Consider the following 24,704-nt stretch of genomic DNA (forward strand, 5'->3'; position numbering starts at 1 on the left):
TCCCAATTAACATGTTAAAATCAAAATTCAACATCATAAAATATTCGCTTGTTGCCTTGGTAATTATCTCACCTGGGTGTAAGAAACTTATTGAAATTGAGAATCCGCTCAACCAGGTTACAACTGATCAGGTTTTTGCTTCTGACAAGCTGGCAACCAGTGCGAGATCAGGCATGTTCAGTAGCTTATCCCAGACCTCAACACAATCTTTAAACCTTACTTTATACAGCTCTTTACAAGCAGATGATTTACTATACCTTTCAACAGTAGCTAATCTTCAAGAGTATAATAATAATAGCTATAATGTACTAAGCACCGGTCATGCTACTATATTCTCAGACTGGTATTCGATTATTTACCGGGCCAACTCAATAATTTTAGGACTTGAAAAATCTACAGGTACTTCCGAGAGTATCAAAAAGCAATATACCGCTGAGGCTAAATTTATCAGGGCATATTGCTACTTCAATTTGATTAACACATTTGGAGATGTCCCCTTAGTACTTCTAACCGATCCTACCATTACTGCTTTCCAGCCAAGAGAAACCACAGCGAATATATATGCCCAAATAATTGCGGACTTGACTGATGCCAAGAATAATCTGTTAAGTGATTATTCCGCAACAACGGGCGATAGAATTGGGGTTAATAAGTTTGTTGCAACAGCTCTGCTAGCCAGGGTATATCTGTTCACGGCCAATTATGCTGCAGCGGAAACAAATGCTTCTGAAGTCATCGCATCAGCCTTATACAGCCTAGTACCAAGAGGAACAGTCGGATCAGCATTATTTATCAAAAATAGCACTGAGAGCATATGGCAAACCCCTCCTCCCTCAATAGCCACAAATCAGTACACTACTGAGGGCGCTACATTAATCCCTGTGACCTCCACCTCAGTAGCAAGTTTTATGTATCGTATTGATCCAAGATTTATATCATTATTTGAAAGTGCTGATGTGAGACGTACTGGCTGGATGAACAGTACAACCCTATCAGGGTCAGTTTATACGATACCTTTCAAATATAAATACCGTACACAGGCATTGGCGGTGGCGGCTGGAGTTACAGAATACCAGACCGTAATCCGTTTGGCCGAGCTTTATCTGATCCGGGCTGAGGCCAGGGCAAGAATTGGAACAAATCTAACAGGTGCGCTGGCTGACCTAAATGTTATCCGTAACAGGGCTGCTGCATCTGTAAGTAATGCGAATTCAGCACAAACACTACTGACAGAGATTGCACTGGAAAACAGGAAAGAATTCTTTTGTGAACAGGCATTCAGGTGGTTTAATTTGAAACGCACTGAAGAAGCTGATGTCGTTCTTGGACCTCTAAAGGCTAGCTATAAGTCAACTTCAAAGTTTCTTCCCATTCCCCAAGCAGCTATTGATGCTAATTTTAACTTAACACAAAATCCAGGTTATTAAATAGAAATGAATAAAGAAAATCAAATTAAGGTCAGGTATTTTTTCCTGGCCTTTGCCATCGGCATATTCGGATTAAGTGTACAGTCATGCAGTATCTTGAGAAAAAAGAAAAAGCCCTTACCTGTAGCGACCTCCCCTAAGCCAAAGGTAGACTCGGTTAAAAATGCACTTAAATCTTACGCAGAGGTCATCACATCGAAGGCAATAAGTCAGAAAGGGCTATTTATTGTGCACAGAGTTGCAGACAAATATTTCTTTGAGATTCCAAACACACTAATGAAAAAGGAAATCTTGGCTGTAAACCGCTTAAGTAAATCAACGCCTGGAGCAGGCAATTATGGTGGAGAACAGGTTGGTGCAAGAATAGTATATTGGGAACTGGGGCCAAGCAATAAGCTTTTTCTAAAAGTTTCAGCTACCGTAAGTATAGCAGACTCCACAGATATGATTTCAAAAGCGGTAGCGAGCTCCAATCTTAATCCGATTATGGCAGCTTTTCCAATTAAGGCGAAAAGTAAGGATTCCTCTGCTGTTGTAATTGATGTAACGGACTTTTTAATCAGTGAAACGCCTTTACTTTCTTTTGATTCAGAGAATAAAAAAGCCTATAATTTAGGCGCTCAGATTGCCGACAGGTCTTATATTGAAAGCGTAAAAAGTTTTCCAATCAACACAGAAGTAAAAAGTATTCGTACCTATAACGCCATAGGAGGAAAATTGCCCGCGGCAAGTGAGGCTGGGGTAGTCACCCTTGGAATGAACACTTCTTTTGTAAAGTTGCCTGAAAACCCAATGCGAAAGAGAATTTACGATGCGAGGGTTGGATTCTTTGCAAGTACAAATATACGCTACAAAGATGAACAACAAAGAGTTGAACAGGAAGTTTTCGTTCACCGCTGGAGATTAGAACCTAAAGAGGAAGATTTAGAGCGATTTAAAAAGGGTGAGTTGGTGGAGCCAAAAAAACAAATCGTATACTACATCGATCCCGCTACTCCTAAAAAATGGAGGCCATACCTGATTGCGGGAATTAATGATTGGCAGAAAGCCTTCGAGCAGGCAGGCTTCAAAAATGCGATTATTGGTAAGGAGTGGCCGGAAGCTGATACAACAATGAGTCTGGATGATGCACGTTTCTCTGTAATTCGCTACTTTGCCTCTCCGCAGCAAAATGCATATGGACCAAATATAGCTGATCCCCGCACTGGCGAGATCCTGGAAAGTCATGTAGGCTGGTATCATAATGTGATGAACTTAGTACACCGCTGGTACATGATCCAGGCAGGTGCCATTGACCCTAAAGCCCGTAAAAATAAATTTGATGATGAACTCATGGGACAACTGATACGTTTTGTTTCTTCTCATGAAATTGGCCACACTCTGGGTCTTCGCCATAACATGGGGGCAAGCAGCACTGTGCCTGTAGAAAAATTGAGGGATAAAAAATGGGTAGAGGCAAATGGACATACGCCATCAATTATGGATTATGCACGCTTTAATTATGTGGCACAACCTGAAGATCACATCAGTGAAGCTGGAATTTTTCCTCGAATTAATGATTATGATAAATGGGCAATCCAGTGGGGTTACAAACCCATTTTAGGAACATCAAATGCACAGGAAGATAAAAGAATACTGAACAAAATTACAATCGACAGTTTAGCAGCTAATAAAAGACTCTGGTTTGGGGGCGAAGGTCGGGATTTTGACCCTCGTTCTCAAGCAGAAGATCTGGGAGATGATGCAGTGAAAGCTAGCCAATATGGAATAAAAAATCTAAAAAGAATCGTTCCTCAGCTGATCTACTGGACCAGAGAAGATGGTGAGGATTACACAGACTTAAAGGAAATGTATAAAGAGGCTGTTGGTCAGTTATCTCGATACTCCTATCATGTAATTAAAAGTCTGGGAGGGGTAAGTATTACCGAAAAGACATATGAACAGTCTGGAGCTGTTTACAAACCGGTGAGCCTTGCTCAACAGAAAAAGGCTATTAAATTTATCAACGATGAAATTTTTACTACGCCAAAGTGGTTACTAGATGAGCAAATTCTAAATAAGATTGATCCCAAATATGGCTTTGGCGAGGTTGAGTCTTTGCAAAGAGGTGTCATTGCAGCGGTTACATCGCAAAGCCGCCTTTACCGTATGATGGTCAATATAAGAGATAATGGAAAGGGCAGCTATTCACCTCAGCAGTGGCTGAATGACCTTAAAGCAGGTATTTTCTCTGAAATTAAAGCAGGAAAGAATATAGATTCCTATAGGATGGCTTTGCAAAAAATATATGTCGGCAGTATCATTACCATGTACAACAAGAGGTTCGCACAACAAGGTTCGCTGGATAACATTCTTGCTGGTTTGACTGCAACAGAAATTCTGTTGTACTCTAATGTAAAGCCTTTAGCCTTTGCGCATTTGAAAGATTTACGAAAAGATATTGTTGCAGGAATTGGTAAAACAAGGGATTCAGATAGTAGAATCCATTTGCTGTATTTAAACCAAATGCTGGATAAGATTTTGACGGAGTCACCGATTCCTGGCTTGAATTATTAGCAAATTGATAAATGTAAAGCTGATGAATATTAAAAAAACACTATTACAAATCATTTTAGTCCTGTTATGTTCCAATTTATATGCCCAAGAGTTTGTGCAAATCAAAGGAAATATAAAAGGGCTCGGAAATGGTCTTGTTAGAATAATTTATGAACTCGATGATATACAATATCAAGATTCTGTAGAGGCAAAATCAAATAAATTTGAATTGCAGCTTCCATTAGCGGAAACTGCAATTTGCACACTGTCAACTTCAATAAATAAGCAGATTAAAGTGTTTATCGCAGAGACAAAGCCCATTTATTTATCAGGAAGTATTGATAAGGTCTATGGATTACAGGTCACAGGATCTAGTGAAGATGAATTATTCCATGAGTACAAACAGCATCTTTCAGCTATCAATTTCAAAAGACCTGTGTTAATAGGAAGCCATGATGAAAATCAGGCCCAATTAAAAAAATATGCTGAGAACCTTCAGTTAGTGAAAGATTCCCTATTGAAGGGTTTTATTGAATCATATCCCAAAAATGTGTGTTCAGCTTTGGCTATATTGGATATGTATATCACCTATCCTAATAGGGAAAAAGCAATCGATAGTTATTCAAGATTATCTGATAACGTAATGCAGAGCTTTTACGGAAGAAAAATAAAAGAATTCATAGACGCAGCGGATCAAACAGGCATTGGCAAAACGGCTCCTCAATTTTCCATGAAAGATGAAAAGGGAGTTTTAGTCTCAATTACAGATTTTAGAGGCCAGTATGTACTAATTGATTTCTGGGCCAGTTGGTGCGGCCCCTGCAGATTAGAAAATCCAAATTTGATCAAAGCCCATGAAAAATTCAGCTCAAAAGGTTTCACTATTCTTGGACTTTCGATGGATAGCTCAAAAGAGAACTGGTTGATGGCTATAAAAAAAGATAATCTGGTCTGGAAACAACTTAACGATCCAAAATCCACATCTGGAAAAACAGCGGGGATTTATGGCGTGAAAAGCCTACCAGCAAATTTCCTGATTGATCCCTTCGGAAAGATTATCGCCAGAAACTTAAGAGGGATTGAGCTAGAGCAAAAACTCAGCAGCATATTTAATTAAAAAATAAAATTATTCACGAGTTAATAGCTGAGTGGAAGCAGTTATTATAATTAGAGTAGTAGTTAGTGATGACAATGCAGGATGATGGATGTCTCCTGCATTTTTTTCTCCATTTTAAATATTAAACATCATAAAATGCAAATAGATAAATTCGTTTCCAGATTTCTGCTTACATGTTTAGTTTGGTCATTTTTAACCTTCGGTGCATTATCGCAACTAAAGACCGGAGATGATTATCTAACCTTGAAAAATGCAAATCTCATTGACGTTGAAAATGGAAAATTGCTTGCCGGAATGACAATCATTATTAAAAATGACAGGATCGAGTCGATTAAACCAACCAAAAAAAGTAAGTCAAAAGGTAATGTGATTGATATTGAAAACAACTATTTGGTTCCTGGACTAATAGATTCACATTTACATGTAACAAATACAAATGGATCTCCAATTGAAAGAGCTTATGAATATTTAAACTATTTACTCAGACATGGAATCACTACCGTTAGAGACGCAGCGGGAAACGGTGCAATTTTAGAAGTTGTTCAACAAAATGTTAACAGTGACAAAATACCCGGTGCTGACATTTATTATGCGGCCTTTATGGCGGGTGACTGGTATTACAATAGAGGACAAAATCTAAGAAAAGAACCATATAAGCCATGGGAACAGTGTCTGAAGCCCGATGTCAATTTAGATAGTGCGATGATAGAGGCGAAGTCATGCGGAGCAACTGGTATAAAATTATATCATTCCTTTGATTCGATATTTTTAAAACAAGTCGTATCGGTTGCTAAAAAACATAGGCTTAGAGTATGGGGACATGCAATGATGTACCCTGCCAGACCTCTTGAAGTTGTTAGGGCAGGTGTTGAAGTCATCTCACATGCTAGTATGCTTGCTGCGTTAATAGATGACCCCAAGATGAATTACAGTAAAGTCCCTCAAAGTTATAAAGATAGTGTTGGATCAACTATTGATGTTAGTAAATTGGCCATTGAGATGAAGCGAAGAAATGTGATTTTAGATGCCACACTCAGTGTTTCTGAGGTCAAAGAAAATTGGATTTTTGATTTGGTAAAAAAACTTCACAAATTTGGAGTTAAAATCTCTGCAGGTACTGATAAGATAACTCTAATAACCAATCCTTATCCTCATATAATAGAAGAGCTAAACTATTTCGTGAATCAATGTGGATTTACCCCAGCTGAAGCATTAGCAGCAGGCACCATAATATCTGCAGAAACAATTGGACAGCAGAAAAACATTGGTAGTATTAGCGTGGGTAAAAAAGCAGATATATTGATGCTGAAAGCTAATCCATTAAAGGATATTAACGGATTAAAAGAATGCCTTATGGTTGTAAAGCATGGAAAAGTAATTGATAATTGATACTCAGTTCTATTGATGATTTCCTTTTCTTATAATTAGCGGAAAACGCTAGTATCGCTAGCTATAGTGCTATAGATAGTGTTGTCACTTTACGTTCTCTTAATTACGCCAGATGAACAAATCCAATCTATCCCAAAAAAAGGGAGCATTAACGCAGTAAAATTAAAAAAAATTAATTTTTTAACTTCGGATAAAGCTTTTAGGCCGCAATATCTTACTACCTGTATAGATAATAAGATTTATCATTATAATCACCATCCAATAAGCATATTTAAATCAAATTTAGAAATGCATAACCTATATTAATTCCTTCATTTATTTGCAGAATATTTAATGATGCTGATTCACGGAATCGGCTTTGACAACCTGTGTGTAAAAGTTCAATTCTTAGCACCTTAATCGGAAATCAACATAGTATTTCTTAATTGCAGTTTTGTAAAATGACGATCCCTCTTACAAAGGAAAAATTTTCTTGTCCACAGAGCCAAAGCTCTCAAATACCTTTTGCAGGATCGGCATAACTCTTTCTTATAACAAATTGCTCGTACCAGGAATATTATATCCCCTTAAATATACGTATCCGTCACCTACTAAATTAATATAAAACACGTCCTTTGCTAGATAAATTAAATTCCCAAAATGACAAAAACCTATGTACTAATCTTTTACATCTACATAATTATAGTACAATAATCAATAACACAATAATGGTATGTTGAAGGAGTTTGGTGATTTAAATTTTCAAACCTTATCTACAACGAGTACCGATAATAAAGATAAAAGAACCGAACCAGCCAAGTATTTAATTGAAATATATGAATCGATAATGAGGAACTAACTGAATGTAGCCTCGAAGATTGGTACAGCACTCAGGAAAAAATTATTGTCATTTAGCTTAGAAATATAAGATGGATGGATGCTTGAGCGAGCAATCTAAAAAAGTAAAAAAAAATGCATAATTGTTTAAAATAATGAATACCGAATTACACACGCTATTTTCACTAATGGACATCAATTAAATGAAAAATACAACATAACACACATCAAATATTTTTTAAAATCCTAATTGTATGGAAAAATAAGTAAATCATATTATTATATCAAAAAACTAAAATTATCAAATTTCGATTTTTCGCAAATTTTATCCGCTGAAGAAATAAAAAAATAGTAGGTGGAAGAATTCAGATTCAAAATCTGGTTATCCTAAAATAGATGCATGTCAGGGTAAAAGTGAGGAGGCCTCATGTTCATTTATGTACAATGTTGCTACATCTGCGGGATGTTGTACAGCTAGAATAGCACCACAATATAAAATCATTATTCGTTATGACTAAAATAATTAAAGTATTTTTTTTTCACTTATTCAGCCTTTTGTTCCTGTTATCAAGCAAACCGTCTTTCGGAATGGTAATAGATACAAGTAGCATAGTAGCAGGTAAAGCTAAAATAACAGGTAATATAATACGACAGAACAACGCAAATAAGGATAGTATTTTTGTAAATATTAATGTTCCACATCCAATTTCAGGAGATTATGCCAAATATAAAGCCCTTGTTGACCAATCAGGTAAATTTTCGATTAATGTTGATGTAGAAACAGTTGTTTGCTTGACAGGTTTTTCAGTAAGTTTAAACCCTGAGAAGTTCCTAACTGTAAAATTGACAAATGCGCGTGTTACAAATGTTAATATTACCTATGATGAAAATAATAATATTAAGAATATTGATGTTATCCCTGCAATGAATCAGTATGATATGACCGAAGGATTGGTTGTTCATGGTAAGGCGTTTGACTATAGATCGGGCAAGAAAGCTGAACCACTTTATAATAAGAGTACAGATTATTTTCTAAATTATGCTAAAACTGATTTATCGGAAAGATTAGAGATTGTAAATAATGATACATTAATATCAAAAGAATTAAAAGGCATTCTTTCCAAAGATTTGAGTTTGTATATATATAGTCTCCTTGTTTTTGATTACGAAAACATAATGATTTTTAATTATAAAGAAACAAATGGTGTTCCCAATAATAAAAACTCTGATCAAATTAAAATTCCTCATATCCAAAAGATTGATAGAACGTATTTTCATTTTTTGAAAGATTTTAACCTCAATGACACTGAATATCTGCATTGCTTTAATTTTTTGGAATTTCAAAAGGTCTTTCTTCAAAATGAGACATTAAACCTACCAAAAATAGTAGATAGCGACATTCCATCTTGGTTAAAAAATGTAAAAGCTATTTTAGCGGATTTGGTTGGGTTTGATAATGGACAATATTATGATATTTTAGTAGCGAATGCTTACGCCTTACAGCTTAACGAAGAATTAAAACCCCTAACAGAAAAACAAAAAGAGAATATTAAAAAGTATTGGAAAAACGGAGAAATTGCAAAGATACTATTTCGAAAAAATCAACAGGTTATTGAATTTGACAAATTCAAATCACCTGTTGTTGTAAATGATGTTTCATCAGTTCCTGACAATAAAGTTATTGAAAAAATTATTGCTAAACATAAGGGTAAGGTTGTGCTTATTGACCTTTGGGCAACCCGGTGTGGCCCTTGCCTGGAGGCAATGCAGCAATTCAGAAGTACGAAGGGAAATTTTCACGATAAAGATGTTGCATTTGTTTATTTAACAAACGAATCCTCACCTCGAAAGAAATGGGAGGAAAAAATTAAGGGAATAGGAGATGAACATTATTATCTCAAAGGTGCTCAGTGGGAGTATATCATGAACCAGTTTGAGTTCGAATATATTCCGTCGTATCTACTGTATAATAAAGAAGGTGTGCTCATCAATAAATTTCAAGCTTTTCCTGGAAGTGACAAGGTGAAAGTAATGATTAATGGTTTGTTATAAAATGGGCATTCCAAATTGATAGTGATCTAGGTTCCTTTATTTAAATTTCAAAATGTCACCTTAAAGATTAATAATGCATGCACACCAAAAAATTCCTGTTTTCGCAATTAATTTGAAATCACAAGTTGACCGGTTCAAAAGTATATATTCAGAATTTCTCACCTGTGGAAGTTTTCAACTAGAAATCGTCAGGGCGATTGAGCTTACCTACGGAGCATAATGCAACAGGCCCCTATCTAAAAGTAGATAAAGGCCTGTTGGTGTTTTCCCAAAACAGCTTGATTATTTACTTTGTATTTTTCTTTTCTGTTACTTCAGCTCTGATTTCCTGTGCAAGGTTTTTAAGATCCTGCATCGTTTTACGTACTCGCGTACCAGCTGCTGAATTACCGCCATTGTAGAACTTTTCTACATCAGCTTCAACTGAAGCTATTAGCTCTTTTACTTTACCAAATTTTTCCATAATCATAATTTTAAAGGGCAAATATATTCAATAATTGCAAACACCAAGCCCCTGGATAAATAAAAAAGCAGCAATTCAATCATAAATCAAACTATATAAGATGTGCAAGGAATGATGGCCGGGAAAGGAAAATTACTTTTTATTTTGTAAAGCGAGCGTCTGGTCCAGAGCTGGAAAGAAATACATGATTTGGATATAATGGATGAGTCTATCCAGACGGAAACCGTAAAGATAAGGCTGCGAAACATCCTTATCACCCCACGCTACCAAGGCGATAAGTTTTCCTTTGTCATCAAATATTGGCGCACCACTACAGCCTTTAAAATCAAGAGGGTCCGAAAGAGGATATCCTAGATTGAACCTGATCATGTGCCGATCCATGGAGACAAGTTTCATTCCTGAGATAAGCTGCTGCTGATAGGTGAAGTTTTTATCTGCGGTAAAGCCTGTTTTAATTCTTCCTGAAAAACTATACCTGGCATTTTTTCTAATAGCAGGGATTTCAGAAATTTCTATGATGGATTTTAGACCCTGACTGATTTCAACCTTAAAACCACTTCTTAAAGTTATGATGCATTTTTCCTGAACAAGGTTGTCCAACTTCTGAATTTCAGCGAAGGCGATGTCAAGTGAACTTGCGGCACGCATATTCTTTAGGGCATGATCTAGTGCCAAAGGGGTTAAATCGTCCAGTGTTATTTCATCCAGGAATGAAAGTCCTGGGGGCTGTACCGAGATGTGCTGTTCCCCTTCCCTGTTTCCAGTAAGCAATGCAATCCTATTGTGGTTTCCTTGAATATTATGTTCAACCGTACAGAGAAATTATTTCTGGCGATAAGAGATGAGTACACCGGATCCTGTCCCAAGAATATTTCCCGGCTGATCTAGGATCATAAGATTGAGTGATGAATTAACGGTAAGTTCAAGGTTTTCTAGAGCGGCCTTTGTCATATTGATTATTTTGTCCCCCTAAAGCTAAACATTTATTCCACAGCGTGTAATGCCAGTACAACCAACATTACATTCACTGTTGACCTAGCGATATTTTAAAGAAGGACCTTGTGGCATAGACGAAAACTTATTAGCTTTAGTCATCAAATTAACGCTATCATGGACCAGACTAACGCACTTATAAAACCATTTAGAGAAAGTTCCCGGATATGGGTGATAAATGATGACAGAGAAGATTGGCTCAAAAGGGAAGAAACGGATATTATTGGCAAAGAAATCCTTTCACTTAACCTGCAGGGAATCGAGATGCCTTTTAAAGCATCGGAGAAAAACAACTCCCTATCTATAGCCAGGCGATATCCACAACTGAGCAATGAAGAAGTGGCAGGATTAGCTGGCAGCATCAGAGAGGCTAAAAAAATCAGGCCATCGGACTGTATTCTTGAATTCGAAAATGAAACCCTTGTGGATATCGGTTATGTAACGGATAAAAAGCTTGACAATAGTCAGGGCAAACTCGAAATTGGCATCCAGTGGATGCATGAGCTTATGGATGATAATATCCATCTTCCAATCAATCCCACTATGGCTATACAGCCCTTGCATCCGAATGCTTTCTACGGGAAAGAAGGCGGGGTAATGAAGCTGGAAAAGAAATTAACCGACATGGGACTTACCCCTTCAGAGGCCTCAACCAGGGAAAAAATGATCGATTACAACAATGTCATCAAGATGGAGGAAAATTTCATAATTCCCCAGCCTAAAGAAGATAAGGGTGGTAAGATCGAAGTCTTTTTTTGTACAAACAGGGACAGGATTGAAGGTAAAAAACTTTCTGAAACATTTGGGAACGGCGTAAATGGTGAAGCAACATATGGCTTCTGTGAAGTTTCTATTCCAAAGGGGCATATCCAGGGAGAGATCGAGCGTCCCTGGAAATTCTGGCGGATGGAATTTCCTGAATGGCTGACGGACCATGTAGTGCTGACTGATACTACGGAGGTATCAGAGGGGGATTTTATTAAAAAACTGAATATGGAGATTTCTGCGGATGATGATAAGTCCGTATTGATTTTTATCCACGGTTTTAATACCAGCTTCCAGGAGGCCGCGCGTCGAACTGCTCAGATTGCATGGGATATTCCATTCAAGGGAGCTGCAGGTTTTTTTAGTTGGCCCTCATCCGGTCAGATGATCTCCTACCCCGCCGATGGTGATAAATCCGAAGCAAGTGCCCCTGCGTTTTCTTCCTTTCTAATAAAAATCCTGGAAAACACGGAAGTTGAACAGCTGCACATTATTGCCCACAGTATGGGTTCCCGCGTGCTGACCTTCTCTATAAAAGACCTTATTAACGATCCTGCCTTCGAAAAGAAAGCTGCCATTATCCATCAGATCGTTCTTGCCGCTCCCGACATTGACCAGGATACTTTTAAGCATAGCCTGCTTCCTGCATTTGAAAAAGTCGGCAGAGCAAGAACACTTTATACCTCGGATCAAGATAAGGCCCTGGGTTACTCGGATAATTTCAGGGGAGGAAGGCCCAGATTGGGACAGGCGGGAAAAAGTATTTTTGTTGACAAGGGACTGGATACCGTTGAGGCATCCAATGTTGAAGCAACAGGTAACCGTCACAGCTATATGTTTGAGACTAAAGATCTTCTAATGGACCTCTTCCTTTTATTCAGCCAGGGATTAAATCCAGAGCAGAGAAGATTGAAAGGAATTCCAAAGAATGGACTTCGATATTGGCTATTTCCAAAATAAGATTTAACCAAAATTTCAGAATAAGTTATTAATGAATGGAAATCGTACTCAACAGGCAACAGCTGTATTGATATGCCGGTTATTTATGGATAAAGATTTTGAAAATTTTGTCCAAAGAACTAGATGAATGTTGACGATTGGGAATTTATATTAAAACTAGTCGCCCTCGCTATTCAAAAAATTTATCAATCAAACAAAATGGGTAAAAGTATTCGCGAAGTGCATGGATTGAAGTTGCCGGAAGCAACTCAAAGAATGGTCTCTAAAATTTTGATTTGTTTTAGTTGTTTCATATGACAAGCGTGAAAAAAATTCTCAGGATAGCCAGACTACAACTTGTACAACTTGACGATGTACTATAATATTAATACAATGTATGAGAATAATATTTGTACTGTGCAAAGTAACGGTGTAAAGGCAGTGCGAATTGTATCTTAAATAACTTGATTGACTTAATAAAAAAATTAAAGTCATCTGAAATGACAAAATTGTTCGTGAATGCATCATCGACCCGAATCCAGCACTGATTTGGATGGCATTTTCAAGTAATAGTAATGTGCAGCGAAAGTATCTCAATGAAATTCGGATTAATTGAGTGCTTAACTCAATACAGTAAATATTGAAGATTTATTCTGGAGATTTAGACATAACTGGTCTCGCGGATCCCAGGCGGATTGATCGGTCAGGAAACTGGCCCACACTATGCTAGAGAATACCGCTGCTTATCCCTTGCTGAAAGAACTTTGCTAGCTGATAGCCTCTCAAATACGGATAACAACACATCTGGATGTACATTCCCGCACAAATGATCAGGATTGTCTTTGATGAATGCAATGATATTCTCAATCTTATGGGCATGGATTTGTGTGCAATCCACAAAACTGTCATGGGTTAGAAACTCATGTCTCGCCGCATCGATCATCACATGCTGGGAAATCAGGTAAGCACTGCGATTAACATGCTCATTTATTTCCGAGTTGATCACCACCAAACCGCAATTTTCAGCTTCAAGTGAATCATTGGCAATGTAGATGACGTACTTTTCATAGTTCACCGCAAAATCCGGGATCCTTACCAAGAGCGCAACACCAAGATCGATGTTCCTTCTGGCAAAATCCTCTTTTTGACTATCTGAGAAAGCGTCTGCAAAAAGCATTTAAGAAAAAGAAATGTTGTTGTTCAGGATTTTTTCATTGATAAAAGCGAGCATGTCGCCATCTGCATTACCTTCAACTGCTATTTTATCATAGCCGATTTCCCAATCAGAATTGTTCCAGGCGTGGTCATGACTGATCTCGGTCAAGTCCTCAAAAGAATATTGCGAATATTTCTTTATAGCATGATCAAGACATTCTACTTCACTCTGCGACAAATCATCAAGATCTGCCTGCTGATCAGTAGAGAGAATTATACCATCTTTGGAAACAATACCCTTAAAGTCTGGTTCTTCACCCTTGACCACATAATTTGAAAATGAAGGGACGGGTCCGAATTGCTGCTTAAGATAGGTGTCTCCGGTAATGGGAAAACCATAGGTAACCAAATGTTCACGATCAGAAAAATACAGGAGCTTCATCACCTTATGAAGGTCAGAGGGTATTCCCTGTCCCTTAAGTACATTCAGTATGTACAGTATAGAATTGATAGCCTTGCTTTTATCGATCTTGAAATTCATGTTTCTAGTAATATGCTCTGATACAGCAAACGCTATACCAGATTAATAAATGTGTCTCAGGCATTTACCCTACAAATATACAATATATATCTTATTCTACATAGTCTCCAAGACCAACACTAATAGAACCTATGTCATATAGCTAAGCTTATAGTATACTCTCTAATAGATTAAGTAGTATAATCCCTATTAAAACAAGAGCAACTCTTCCAAGAATAGCATATAGTCTGGCACTAACATGATCACTTGGATTATAGCTTCCAATAGAATCACCTATATTAGTATAATGGCTAGTTTTCTCATAGTTCTAAAAAAAGATTATTACTTCGATAAATTCAAAGCATTAGTGACAAATTTAAAGTCATGGCTCAGCTCAGAATCAATATCTAATTGAAATTGTGTTTTCAAATTATTTACAAAATGTTTCCAATACCATAATAACTGGGTTGAAAGTCAAAATATTTAGGATGAAAAAATCATGGCTTATTTAAAAAGAGTTCTGTACATATATATTAGTATAATGACTACGATTATCGCAAAAACGACCGTGTAAAATGGTAAATCAATAGTAAAGCCGTCCATCGCTTATCTTTTATGAATAATAATTATTAAATGATTAGAACTTTTAAAATATTTTTTTTGCCTAAGTGAGACGCTTTTTTTGAATAGCTACTTTATAGTTATCGAACTCACCATCGGCGAACCATACGAGTACCTGTAAACAGAGACTTGCAAAAAATGACGAGTTAGAAAAACCAGATCAGAAATATCAACATCCAGATCAGAATATAAGAGATTCAGATCTGGATGTTCTTTGAATTTATTTTTCTACACCTTTTAGAAAAATATAATCAGTGAGTATCTGACCTGCCTCCCTTTTAGAAAAATCCAGGTCATCTGTTGAAGCGTTCGAATCTCCTTTTTTTACCAATGGCAATCCCATTGCTTTACGTAATAAGTTGTTCCTGTCAACTGTCTTTTGTTCGCTTATATCACGATCTTGTTTTAGGCGCTGCTCATTAATAGTGAGCGTTTTTGTGTGCTCGGCCCGATTAAGTTCCGCATCAAAGTCTTCAAAATATGTATAGGCAGATTTATCCTCTTCAGCACGCTGGGTGTGCATTGATCTCAAAGATGGGAGTAAGTCGATGAGGCTGCCAACTGGGGTGTATTTAGTTCCCTCAATGGTATCCCATGGAAGCGCAGCAGGCTCAGTATCCTCCCCATACCTGGATGATGGAATTAAGGAAGGAAGCGCAATGTCAGGCATGACTCCCTTATGCTGGGTTGAACTGCCATTGATTCGGTAAAACTTACCAATTGTAAGATTTAATTGCCCCATGCCGCTGGCTAAATCCGGATTATCGTTTCCATTCATAATTGCCTTTGCAATATCTATCTGAGTTTGTACCGTACCTTTACCGTAAGACTGGTTACCCAAAATAATACCCCTTCCATAGTCCTGAATCGCTCCGGCAAAAATTTCGGAAGCAGAAGCACTGAATCTATCAATTAATACAGCAAGCGGACCGTTGTAGTTAATTGTAGAGTCAAGGTCATCATCCACTCTGATTTTTTGCCGGCTATCACGTACCTGTACCACAGGTCCGTTTTTGATAAAAAGCCCTGTAAGGGAAATTGCCTCTTGAAGCGATCCTCCGCCGTTGTTGCGCAGGTCTACCACAATGCCGTCAACTTTCATTAGTTTCAAACTATCGAGTATTAATTTAACATCTCTGGTCGTACTTTTATAATTGGGATTTCCTGACTGGTAATCAGCAACATCCATATAAAAAGAAGGAATGTTGATGAAGCCTATTTTGTAATTCTTGCCATTTGAATAATAGCTTTTTACTTCTTTTTTGGCAGATGCCTCTTCAAGTATTATTTTCTCGCGAACTACTTCAATCACCTCGGGGCGGTCAGAAATCTTTTTGTCTTTAGAGAGTATCTTGAATCTGACTAAACTACCTCTTGCGCCTCTTATAAGCTGAATGGCATCTTGCAATCGCCAGCCTAAGATGTCCTGAAAATCACCATCCTTCCCTTGAGCAACTGCAACGATACGGTCATCTGCATGAAAACGTTTAGTTTTGTAGGCTGGTCCACCTGGGGTGATACTTTTTATCGTGATATATTCATTTTCTGAGGCAAGTGTGGCACCAATTCCTTCAAGAGACCTGGACATTCGGATCGCATTATCTGCTGATTTAGCAGGCGTAAAATAATTCGTATGTGGATCAACAGAAATGGTAAAAGCATTCATAAATAACTGAAAGACATCTTGATTAGTCATTTTCTTCGACTGATCTATAAAATTCTGATATCTCTTTTTAAGGATTTCTTTATTGACTGTCAAATCTGCATTGGCTAGCTTAAGATTAAGTAAATCAAACTTGACGCGTTTAGTCCAAAGTAAATTCGCTTCCTGCATATTTTTAAAATATGGGAGATCCTTGCGATCATACTGGTAGGTTTCCTTTTTGCCCAAATCAATGTTATGATTTAGCAAGGATAATGCATATTCCCATCGCTCACGATAGCGCTTCATGTAGGTATTGAAGATGGCAAAAGGGTCGCTAAGTTCCCCAAGTGTCAGATCATCGTCTAGACGGGTTTTGAATTTATCAAATTCCTTGAGATCGGAATCCAGAAAATAAATATGGGTACCATCGAGACTCTTAAGATAGTTTGCAAAGATTAGCGCTGAGATAGAGTCATTGAGGCTGATCTTTTTATAATTTGACTGGGTAATCATTTTGACGACTACTTTACTGGTGATACTTTGACGCTCATCAGGCTTTAGATCCAGTAAGATCTCCTTTGACTGAAAGCCAGCAGAGTCCAGGCTCAGCGAGATGGCAAAAACCATAATTATAATTATTCTTTTAATCATATTTAATTATTTAATGCTGAATATTTTCAGAAATTACTTATTTCTTCAAAACAGCACAATGTTTTTTAATTGTTAGTGTATTGGTCCGTTAACTCTTTTGCAATCCTATCGAAATGTCTAAATAAAGTCTTTTCGGTTTTAATGATTGGTCATTATTGTAAGGCAAAGTGCAAGCTTGTTACTTAAGTAACCCACTTAATTTATGATCAAGTGCTTTTCCGCTCAGATCTCTTGCCTGAATGATTCCCTGTGGATCGATGAGCAGGGTAAATGGTATTCCTTTTATTCCATAAAATACAGCAAGTTCACTCTCCCATCCTTTCAAATCCGAAACCTGTTTCCATGGCATATTAAAGGCAGCTATCGCAGCAAGCCATCGGTCCTTTCGATCATCTAAGGAAATACTCAAGATGGTAAAATTTTTGTCCTTATATTTTTCGAATGTGTCAATAAGATTCGGGATTTGCTTTCTGCATGGCGCGCACCAGCTAGCCCAGAAGTCAATTAAGACATATTTGCCATTAAAATCTGTTAGGCTGACCTTATTATCTTTATTATCCTTGATCACAAAATCTTTCATTTTTACCCCAATAGCGCTGCGCTTTAACAAGCTCAGTCGATCAGCAATACGCAGACCTTCAGGACCGGTTCTGAGTTCCTTTCCTAAAAGATTGTACATCTCTAATACCTGCTCATAACCAGATAACCTTGAGTATTCAGAAACCAGACTCAAACTGAAAGTACTATTGGGATTTTCCGAGATATAAGTCATAGCACTGGTCATTTTTCGCCTGTATATTTCAGCAAGCCTTTCTTCTGCAGTTGTGGCCTGCTCATTCCCGGACTTGGCATTTTCAGCGAAAAGCAATCTTTGTTCAGTTTCAAATGGTGCAATTTTTTGCGCGTAAGCTATTGCCTCATCGTTGGTTTTAGAGCCAGTGATGATAACATTGTCCAGATCATTACGGCTTCCCCTAAGCGTCATTACTCCGGGATCTACAAAGAGATAGATTGCTCTGCCTGGAAAAATCAAAGTAGTCTTCTGGGACTGGATAACAGGTGATTCCCAGATAAACCTCCCTCCGCTGATCTTTATGTTATCGGTTTTGTTCTGGTTCCCCTGATAGTACTGAATGATCAGTCCTGAATCGCCCATTTCGCTTAGCTCACCTCTTAAGGTAACCTGAGCAAAAGAACCATTTACGAAAAATAGTAATGTTGCAAAAATGAAGAGAATAGACAGTTTATTAATGCACAAAATATTTCTCCTTAATGATATTAAATTCATAGGGTTAACTTAAATGATTACTTATACCTAATTAAATTTTTGATAGAGCCAACGGGAATGGTCGTCTTGATAACCATTTGCAAATTTATCTGTGGTCTGTCCTGTGCATAAATAGAATGAGTAGAGGACACCATCCCAGCCATATTGCCCTTATCATCTAAAATCGGACCTCCACTCGACCCCTTGGCATAATCTGCAGTTATCTCCATTCGGTTGCCCATAATGCCAACTTTGTGATTGGCTGTATTTCTTGCTACCACGCCCTTGGAATAATAATACATGTATTCATCGGGACTGGACAGTGTATGAACGGTTTCTCCCACTTCCAGCTGATGTCCTAGAGGTATCGGCTTTAGCATTTTTGATGAACTATTGATCCTGAAAATACAGATATCCGCATCTTTGCTATAGGCTAGAATCTGTTCAATAGGATAAACATTTCCATTGAGATCAGCTAAAAAGGTTACGCTATCTCCAGGATTTACATTTAGTTCAGGCTGGATAAAATTCATAAATACATGCCAGTTAGATACACAAACCCCGTTATTTGTAAGTGCTGTAGCTGTTGCGTACAATTCAACATGCTCTGGCTTTTTCTCTGCCTCTGGAAAGTATTTACAGATCATCAAAACACCCTCTTTACTTTTATTAACTAGATCTGTAGCCTTCTGCTCCTTTTTCAATTCAGCGGGCATCACTGTCAGAACTGTTTTAGTTTCCGGTGTTAGGGAGGCCGTTTGCTTCTTCAATGCCGCAGAGCCCAGAAATGCAATTTTAGAGCTGCTGGTTTTAAAATTAACCAGTAGGTTATTTAGCAGTTCCTTATAATCTATATAGTCAACATCAGCTTGCTCTTGCGCGGAGAGATTATTGTTTGACAAGGATAAGATGAGCAGAATGGCAAAAAAAATATTACCTTTTACTTTTTGTACACAGTGGGAAGAAATCATCATGAACAATTATAATATTGATGAAAGTTTTTCTTCCAATTCATTACCCCTAAGATCCCTTGCAATAATTTTTCCGCTTGGATCCAGCAAGAAATTGGCTGGTACAGCATTGATGTGAAAGACTTTTACAGCCTCACTTTGCCAACCCTTCAAATCAGAAAGCTGTTCCCATTTCAAGCCATCACTCGCAATTGCCTCCATCCATTTTTCTTTTGCATGCTCTCCTCCATCGAGCGATATTCCCAGAATAGTAAAATTTTTGTCCTTGAACTTCTCATATGCTTTTACCACATTAGGATTTTCTCTCCTGCATGGGCCGCACCAGCTCGCCCAAAAATCCACCAATACATATTTACCCTTAAAAGAATCAAGCCTAACCTGCTGCCCGGTTGTATTTTCCATTGTAAAATCGGGCGCCATATTCCCAACGGTCAATGCCTTAACTTTGGTTAATGTTGCCAAATAGGCCTTGGCAGCAGTTGTGCTTTTTAATTCGGGACTTAAACCATTGAATAATTCCGTTGATTTTCCCAGGTACTGATCTGGGCTAAATGCAGCACGCAATAAATTGAGGCTAACCAGGGAGTTTTTGTGGCTTTCTATAAAACCAGCCTGAATCTGCAATTTTGCCATTGCCATTGATTGATATACCTGCTCAAGTTGAGCCCTTTCTTCCGGCTTTGCTTCCAATTTTTTAAGGTCGGCATTCAACTGTATCTCTGTTTTTTTAAAGGGTGCCAAAAGGCCAATAAGTTCCTGCTGGTCTTCGTTCAGCTGAGTACCACCTACGTTTGCCCTAAATAAAGAGTCAGGAGTATTGATTGTTATTTCGCCATTTTCGAGATACACGCCAACCTGATCGGGATTAGGTCTGGAATTCATTTTCTCACCATCCTGGGCGAGCATAACAAAAGCTTTCATGGGAATAGATACCGTTCCTTTTATCACGAAGCTTCCATTTGGAGCCACTAGGGTAGAATCGAAATTCATCTTTCCCTTATCCTGATAAACCAGGTAAACCTTCGCAGGTGATTTAACTTTCGATACATTTCCCTTAATCATATATTCCTGCTGAGAAAAGGCTGCAAGGGGGATTAAGAACAGCAGACTGATAATCGTTTTTTTCATTTGTTGTATTTACTAAGTTTTATTTTAAGTGAGTTGCGGATGTCTACTTTACATCGCAACATTATTTTATTTAATTGTATTATTATTTAACCTGTAGTATTGATTCAAGCATCTGACTTAATTTAATTCCCTGCAAGTCACGGGCTAAAATCTTTCCATTGGGATCAATAAGAAAGTTGGCTGGTATCGTATTTAAATTATAAACCGATGCCAGTTTACTTTGCCAGCCTTTGAGTTCAGAAACCTGTTCCCACTTCAAACCATCATTTCTAATCGCATCCATCCATAGCCGCTTACCGCTCTCTCCTGCGTCCAAAGAAACGCCCAGAATTGTAAAATTCTTGTCTTTAAATTTCTCAAAAACAGATACAAGATTAGGATTTTCCTTACGGCAGGGCCCGCACCAGCTTGCCCAAAAATCCAATAGAACATACTTACCCCTCAATGATGAAAGTGATATCTGTTGACCTGCCGGATTTTTTAATGTGAAATCCGGTGCCATCTCTCCAGGCTGAACGGGTTTGATTTCAGCGATTGCATTTCTATATGCCTTTCCGTTTGCAGAATTTTGCACTTCAGGACTCAAGGCTGCAAAAAGTATTCTCGCCTGAGTTGGATTTCTAACGGGGTCAACTTTGGCAAAAAGTAAACTCAGACTGACAAGCGAATTTGGGTGCTGGTATATAAATCCCTCTATCTGGCTATTTTTTAAAATCTCAAGCTTCTCATATTCAGACCTGATCTCTCGCTGACGGCCATCATCCCCATTTGACTTGTCATATTGCTCAACCATTGAGCTCGTCTGTTTTAGGAAAGGGGCCAACATATCTATTACTTTTTGCTGATCTTCATTTAACGGAGTCCCGCCGACTCTGGCATGAATAAGTGAATCGCTGGCATTAACCTCAATACTTCCCGTTTCCAGAAAAATTTCAACCTGATCCTTACCCGGAGATTCTTTGACCTGGTCCCCTTTTCGGCTTAGCCACAAATATGCTTTCATCTTATTTGGTGAAATGCCCTTAAAATAAAATCCATCAGCGGTCCGCACTGCCGAGTCCTGTATTACATGCTGATTGACCTTATAGTTTAGGAAAATCCTGGCCGCAGAATCCACATTCTTTAAATTGACCCTTATTGTATATCTCTGCTGGGATAGTGCAGAAAAGGGCAACAATAAAATCAATAATAGAGCCTGCCTGGGTAATAATTTGTTCATTTTGATTCTGAAAATTTAGATTCCCTTTAAACTGTTAAGCTCCTGTTCAAGTTCACTGTGTGAAGGCATCGTTGCGTTAAGGCTCAGAACCCTGCCTGTCTTATCCAAAAGAATAAAACGGGGGATTGTATTGATGGCAAAAGCTTTTTCAAACGACTTGTCCCGCACCATCCACTGCAAGCCAGCTAATTTATTCAGTAACGGGCCCTTCCATTTCCATAGCTGCGTATCTATTGATATGCTGAGAAATGTTATCGCTTTATTTTTCATTTTTTTCTCCAGTGCTACAAGGTATGGTTGCTGTACGCGGCAAGGATAACACCAGCTTGCCCATACATCAATCAATACATATTTTCCTTTCAGCTCACTTAACTTTCTATCATTCCCCTTGAAACCACATGTGTCCCTGAATATAATGTCCGGGACCTTATCGCCTATTTTAAGAATTGTTGTATCCAGATGAGATACGGACTTAATTTTAGAGGCATTACCTCCCGGATAGCTTATATAGAGCATGACAGGAATGATAATGGGTATAAAAGCTTTTAAGACTATAGAATTTATCATAATTAATATTGATTAGTTTGAAAGGAAAAATCGAATGTAAACTCTGGCCGAATCATTTGCCACCGGAGGAACGCCAAATGGTGATGCGGTATAGGCTTTGAGTTTTATACCCATAACATACCATTGTTGCCTGACCATACCTCCTTTATTTGGGAATTTTAAGGTAAGGCTGTCCCTGCTCAGCAATGCCCTTGCAGGTACCATTGCCAGGTCCTTTGTGAGGCTGAAAACACCTGAGGGAACAGGTCTGGGTGTAGGAACCCCGGTAAACCCCTCCTTTGTGATGCCAGCATTCACTTCTGCATCCGTTAACGCCACGCCCTGGACACTGACATCACTGGCTGGAAAAAAGGTATTGATATTCACCCTGAACTTTAATGAATCAGGAACAACAGTGTAAAAAAGTGTCAGTGCCCCACTTCTAAGTCTGCTAGCAGTAGCGCCATTAAATACACTGGCGCCAAACATTTTTGATTTAAGTTCGCCTTTGGTGACAAATACTTTAAAAAAGAAAACCGAGTAAGTTAGATTCGACCCTATTTTTGAAGACAGGGTAACTGGAACTAAGTAAACGGTACTGTCTCTTAATCCGCTTCCATCATTGAGTTCAACATAGAGTGAATCTTTTGCCTGAAGAGATCCTATACCTATTGAAAATACGCCCTTTTTTGCCACTCGAAATGCCTGAGCAGAAATTTCAGGGTTTTTTTCCTTGTAGATCTGGTTATATTGTGCTACAAGCGTTGGATCTACTACAGCTGTAATTTCATCGTCCGATTTAGCTTTTTCTTTCAATGTAATGGGTATACCAATATAGAATGGTGTAAAATTGTAGTTCGTCCCATTTAATGCTACTACATTACTTCCCTGAACATAGGAAACCATACCGCTGCCCATTTTAGATTGAAGCGTGTCTGAATCACTGTATTCCTTCTTACAAGAAATTACAGTAGTCAGCAAAATAAAAGAGAAGACCAGGTTGAAGCTGAGGTGTGGGTGGAAGCTTTTGAAAAATATTATTTTGTACATGATTTAATTCATTTAGGTTTAGCGATCAAAATCAATTATCTCGGATTCTGAACAATATTTGGATTTGCAGCAATTACAGTAGGGCTAAAAGGCACCAGGTATTGAGGGGCGCCAGAGGAAAGTGTGGCTATGGTCGCACCTGCATTATTCACCCTTCTGATATCCTGCTTTAATGCAGCTTCTTTATTCAGTCTTTTTAAATCAAACAAACGTAGTCCGCCGTGATTAAAAAGTTCCCTTCTGCGCTCATCAAGCACAAAGCCTAAGGCGTTGCTGGCGGTATAATTGCGACTGCCAACCAATGCTGCAGGAAGCCTATTGGTGCGAAGTCTGGTAAGCAGCGCACCAGCGGCAGCGAAAGAGCCGCTTCGGGCCAAACATTCTGCCTTAATTAACATTACCTCCGGCACACCAATACTGTTGTCAAAAACCATTGAACTGGCTCCGGTCAACCGGTAAGTGGCTGGGGAAAACCTTGAAGCAGAAAAAAATCTCTTGCTGTACCTCAAATCAGCAGTAGTCAGTGTTGAGGTTAGGGTAGCACTTGGCATAATTGTATTTGAGTAAAATGAGAAAAAAGCAAGATCAATGCTTACTCTCGCTAAAAGTATTTCTGGGTTGGAAACCAAATCAGGCAATTGCGATGGATTTACGTAAGTGCTCACGTTATAATTTTGCAGAGCACTTTGCGTAGCCAGAGTAGAATCAGCATAGTTAGAAGCTGACTGAAAATCACCTTGATATAGATATGCCCTGGATAGCAACGCATAACCTGCTGATTTACCAGGATGGATAATATCTGACCCCTTACTGGGCAGATTTGGATTATTTACAGCTGCCTTAAGGTCGCCGATCACCTGCTGATAAATCCTTGCTACACTTGCTCTGGCAGGCAGGGAATTTGTTCCTGCGCTGGTCACCAGTGGAACACCAGGATCGGTAGCAGAGGTATTGGGATCATAAGCATTACCGTAGGCATTGACCAATTGCAAATAGTACCAGGCGCGGTTGATAAGTGCCTGTGAAATCACTATGCTTTTGTTCTGCGGGGTATTAAATTCATCATTTGGTGCGTTATTTACACGGTCTAAGATGACATTCATTTGCAATATCCTGTTATAGCTTGAATTATACATTACATCTGCATCAGAAGGATTCCAAATCGTACTACTCCAGAGATAACTTCGCAGATAGAAATTTGAGGCTGCTGACACCTGGGCATCAGAGAGTGTCAAATCATCACTCATCATATCAAGAAGAAAAAAATGGCAGGAACTCAATGAATCACTGTTGAGCATTTCCTGAAAATCCTTAATGGAAGTTGGATTAATGTTAGCTGAAGGCGGAGAAACATTTAAAAACTTCTTACACCCTTGTGTTGACCATAGCAGAGCGATGGCTACAACGAAAAAATATAATCTTTTATACATCATGA

18 protein-coding genes are annotated in these 24,704 nt (G+C 38.3%); 6 read left to right on the forward strand and 12 right to left on the reverse strand.

The window, feature by feature from the left end; genetic code table 11:
- Positions 1 to 11 precede the first annotated feature (11 nt).
- From ASU31_RS00505 to ASU31_RS00525, 5 genes are all read left to right on the forward strand, one after another.
- Positions 12 to 1,427, forward strand: coding sequence for a RagB/SusD family nutrient uptake outer membrane protein (locus ASU31_RS00505; RefSeq protein ID WP_057930443.1), 1,416 nt, complete (start codon positions 12 to 14; stop codon positions 1,425 to 1,427).
- A gap of 6 nt (positions 1,428 to 1,433) precedes the next feature.
- Positions 1,434 to 3,983: a zinc-dependent metalloprotease gene (locus ASU31_RS00510; protein WP_083505217.1), complete on the forward strand. Its 2,550-nt coding sequence runs from the start codon at positions 1,434 to 1,436 to the stop codon at positions 3,981 to 3,983.
- A gap of 22 nt (positions 3,984 to 4,005) precedes the next feature.
- Complete coding sequence (locus ASU31_RS00515; protein ID WP_057930444.1) at positions 4,006 to 5,079, forward strand: TlpA disulfide reductase family protein; 1,074 nt, start codon at positions 4,006 to 4,008, stop codon at positions 5,077 to 5,079.
- A gap of 135 nt (positions 5,080 to 5,214) precedes the next feature.
- Positions 5,215 to 6,468: an amidohydrolase family protein gene (locus ASU31_RS00520; RefSeq protein ID WP_057930445.1), complete on the forward strand. Its 1,254-nt coding sequence runs from the start codon at positions 5,215 to 5,217 to the stop codon at positions 6,466 to 6,468.
- Positions 6,469 to 7,872: 1,404 nt separating this feature from the next.
- Complete coding sequence (locus ASU31_RS00525; protein WP_057930446.1) at positions 7,873 to 9,336, forward strand: TlpA family protein disulfide reductase; 1,464 nt, start codon at positions 7,873 to 7,875, stop codon at positions 9,334 to 9,336.
- A 286-nt stretch (positions 9,337 to 9,622) separates the two neighbouring features.
- Here ASU31_RS00525 and ASU31_RS00530 read toward each other — a convergent pair whose 3' ends face one another.
- Both ASU31_RS00530 and ASU31_RS00535 read right to left on the reverse strand, forming a co-directional pair.
- On the reverse strand, positions 9,623 to 9,799 hold the full coding sequence (locus tag ASU31_RS00530) for a hypothetical protein (protein ID WP_057930824.1): 177 nt from the start codon (positions 9,797 to 9,799) through the stop codon (positions 9,623 to 9,625).
- Between the two features lie 132 nt (positions 9,800 to 9,931).
- Complete coding sequence (locus ASU31_RS00535) at positions 9,932 to 10,570, reverse strand: hypothetical protein (protein ID WP_057930447.1); 639 nt, start codon at positions 10,568 to 10,570, stop codon at positions 9,932 to 9,934.
- Positions 10,571 to 10,909: 339 nt separating this feature from the next.
- Between ASU31_RS00535 and ASU31_RS00540 the strand changes: the two genes are divergently transcribed.
- Positions 10,910 to 12,517 (forward strand): alpha/beta hydrolase, encoded by a 1,608-nt coding sequence (locus ASU31_RS00540; RefSeq protein WP_057930448.1) that lies wholly within the window; start codon positions 10,910 to 10,912, stop codon positions 12,515 to 12,517.
- Positions 12,518 to 13,217: 700 nt separating this feature from the next.
- Here the strand turns inward: ASU31_RS00540 and ASU31_RS00545 are convergent.
- From ASU31_RS00545 to ASU31_RS00590, 10 genes are all read right to left on the reverse strand, one after another.
- A complete protein-coding gene (locus ASU31_RS00545; RefSeq protein WP_057930449.1) occupies positions 13,218 to 13,673 on the reverse strand; it encodes a hypothetical protein in 456 nt (151 codons plus the stop codon).
- Entirely contained in the window at positions 13,674 to 14,192 is a 519-nt protein-coding gene (locus ASU31_RS00550) for a Panacea domain-containing protein (RefSeq protein WP_057930450.1), read from the reverse strand. It abuts the gene before it with no gap.
- Positions 14,193 to 15,012: 820 nt separating this feature from the next.
- On the reverse strand, positions 15,013 to 17,088 hold the full coding sequence (locus ASU31_RS00555) for a carboxy terminal-processing peptidase (protein WP_057930451.1): 2,076 nt from the start codon (positions 17,086 to 17,088) through the stop codon (positions 15,013 to 15,015).
- A 178-nt stretch (positions 17,089 to 17,266) separates the two neighbouring features.
- A complete protein-coding gene (locus ASU31_RS00560) occupies positions 17,267 to 18,376 on the reverse strand; it encodes a TlpA disulfide reductase family protein (protein WP_057930452.1) in 1,110 nt (369 codons plus the stop codon).
- Positions 18,377 to 18,393: 17 nt separating this feature from the next.
- A complete protein-coding gene (locus ASU31_RS00565) occupies positions 18,394 to 19,329 on the reverse strand; it encodes a S1 family peptidase (RefSeq protein WP_057930453.1) in 936 nt (311 codons plus the stop codon).
- Positions 19,330 to 19,335: 6 nt separating this feature from the next.
- A complete protein-coding gene (locus tag ASU31_RS00570; RefSeq protein WP_057930454.1) occupies positions 19,336 to 20,454 on the reverse strand; it encodes a TlpA disulfide reductase family protein in 1,119 nt (372 codons plus the stop codon).
- Between the two features lie 82 nt (positions 20,455 to 20,536).
- Entirely contained in the window at positions 20,537 to 21,673 is a 1,137-nt protein-coding gene (locus ASU31_RS00575; RefSeq protein WP_057930455.1) for a TlpA disulfide reductase family protein, read from the reverse strand.
- Positions 21,674 to 21,688: 15 nt separating this feature from the next.
- On the reverse strand, positions 21,689 to 22,240 hold the full coding sequence (locus ASU31_RS00580; protein ID WP_083505219.1) for a TlpA family protein disulfide reductase: 552 nt from the start codon (positions 22,238 to 22,240) through the stop codon (positions 21,689 to 21,691).
- A 12-nt stretch (positions 22,241 to 22,252) separates the two neighbouring features.
- Positions 22,253 to 23,269 (reverse strand): DUF1735 domain-containing protein, encoded by a 1,017-nt coding sequence (locus tag ASU31_RS00585; RefSeq protein ID WP_057930456.1) that lies wholly within the window; start codon positions 23,267 to 23,269, stop codon positions 22,253 to 22,255.
- Between the two features lie 35 nt (positions 23,270 to 23,304).
- Positions 23,305 to 24,702 (reverse strand): RagB/SusD family nutrient uptake outer membrane protein, encoded by a 1,398-nt coding sequence (locus tag ASU31_RS00590; protein ID WP_083505220.1) that lies wholly within the window; start codon positions 24,700 to 24,702, stop codon positions 23,305 to 23,307.
- Positions 24,703 to 24,704 lie beyond the last annotated feature (2 nt).

It is taken from the genome of Pedobacter ginsenosidimutans, assembly GCF_001442625.1.
Taxonomy (GTDB): domain Bacteria; phylum Bacteroidota; class Bacteroidia; order Sphingobacteriales; family Sphingobacteriaceae; genus Pedobacter; species Pedobacter ginsenosidimutans.

Coding starts and splice junctions, on each gene's coding strand:
- ASU31_RS00505 (WP_057930443.1), top strand. CDS start 12: ATGTTAAAATCAAAATTCAACATCATAAAATATTCGCTTGTTGCCTTG.
- ASU31_RS00510 (WP_083505217.1), top strand. CDS start 1,434: ATGAATAAAGAAAATCAAATTAAGGTCAGGTATTTTTTCCTGGCCTTT.
- ASU31_RS00515 (WP_057930444.1), top strand. CDS start 4,006: ATGAATATTAAAAAAACACTATTACAAATCATTTTAGTCCTGTTATGT.
- ASU31_RS00520 (WP_057930445.1), top strand. CDS start 5,215: ATGCAAATAGATAAATTCGTTTCCAGATTTCTGCTTACATGTTTAGTT.
- ASU31_RS00525 (WP_057930446.1), top strand. CDS start 7,873: ATGGTAATAGATACAAGTAGCATAGTAGCAGGTAAAGCTAAAATAACA.
- ASU31_RS00530 (WP_057930824.1), bottom strand. CDS start 9,799: ATGGAAAAATTTGGTAAAGTAAAAGAGCTAATAGCTTCAGTTGAAGCT.
- ASU31_RS00540 (WP_057930448.1), top strand. CDS start 10,910: ATGGACCAGACTAACGCACTTATAAAACCATTTAGAGAAAGTTCCCGG.
- ASU31_RS00545 (WP_057930449.1), bottom strand. CDS start 13,673: ATGCTTTTTGCAGACGCTTTCTCAGATAGTCAAAAAGAGGATTTTGCC.
- ASU31_RS00550 (WP_057930450.1), bottom strand. CDS start 14,192: ATGAATTTCAAGATCGATAAAAGCAAGGCTATCAATTCTATACTGTAC.
- ASU31_RS00555 (WP_057930451.1), bottom strand. CDS start 17,088: ATGATTAAAAGAATAATTATAATTATGGTTTTTGCCATCTCGCTGAGC.
- ASU31_RS00560 (WP_057930452.1), bottom strand. CDS start 18,376: ATGAATTTAATATCATTAAGGAGAAATATTTTGTGCATTAATAAACTG.
- ASU31_RS00565 (WP_057930453.1), bottom strand. CDS start 19,329: ATGATGATTTCTTCCCACTGTGTACAAAAAGTAAAAGGTAATATTTTT.
- ASU31_RS00570 (WP_057930454.1), bottom strand. CDS start 20,454: ATGAAAAAAACGATTATCAGTCTGCTGTTCTTAATCCCCCTTGCAGCC.
- ASU31_RS00575 (WP_057930455.1), bottom strand. CDS start 21,673: ATGAACAAATTATTACCCAGGCAGGCTCTATTATTGATTTTATTGTTG.
- ASU31_RS00580 (WP_083505219.1), bottom strand. CDS start 22,240: ATGATAAATTCTATAGTCTTAAAAGCTTTTATACCCATTATCATTCCT.
- ASU31_RS00585 (WP_057930456.1), bottom strand. CDS start 23,269: ATGTACAAAATAATATTTTTCAAAAGCTTCCACCCACACCTCAGCTTC.
- ASU31_RS00590 (WP_083505220.1), bottom strand. CDS start 24,702: ATGATGTATAAAAGATTATATTTTTTCGTTGTAGCCATCGCTCTGCTA.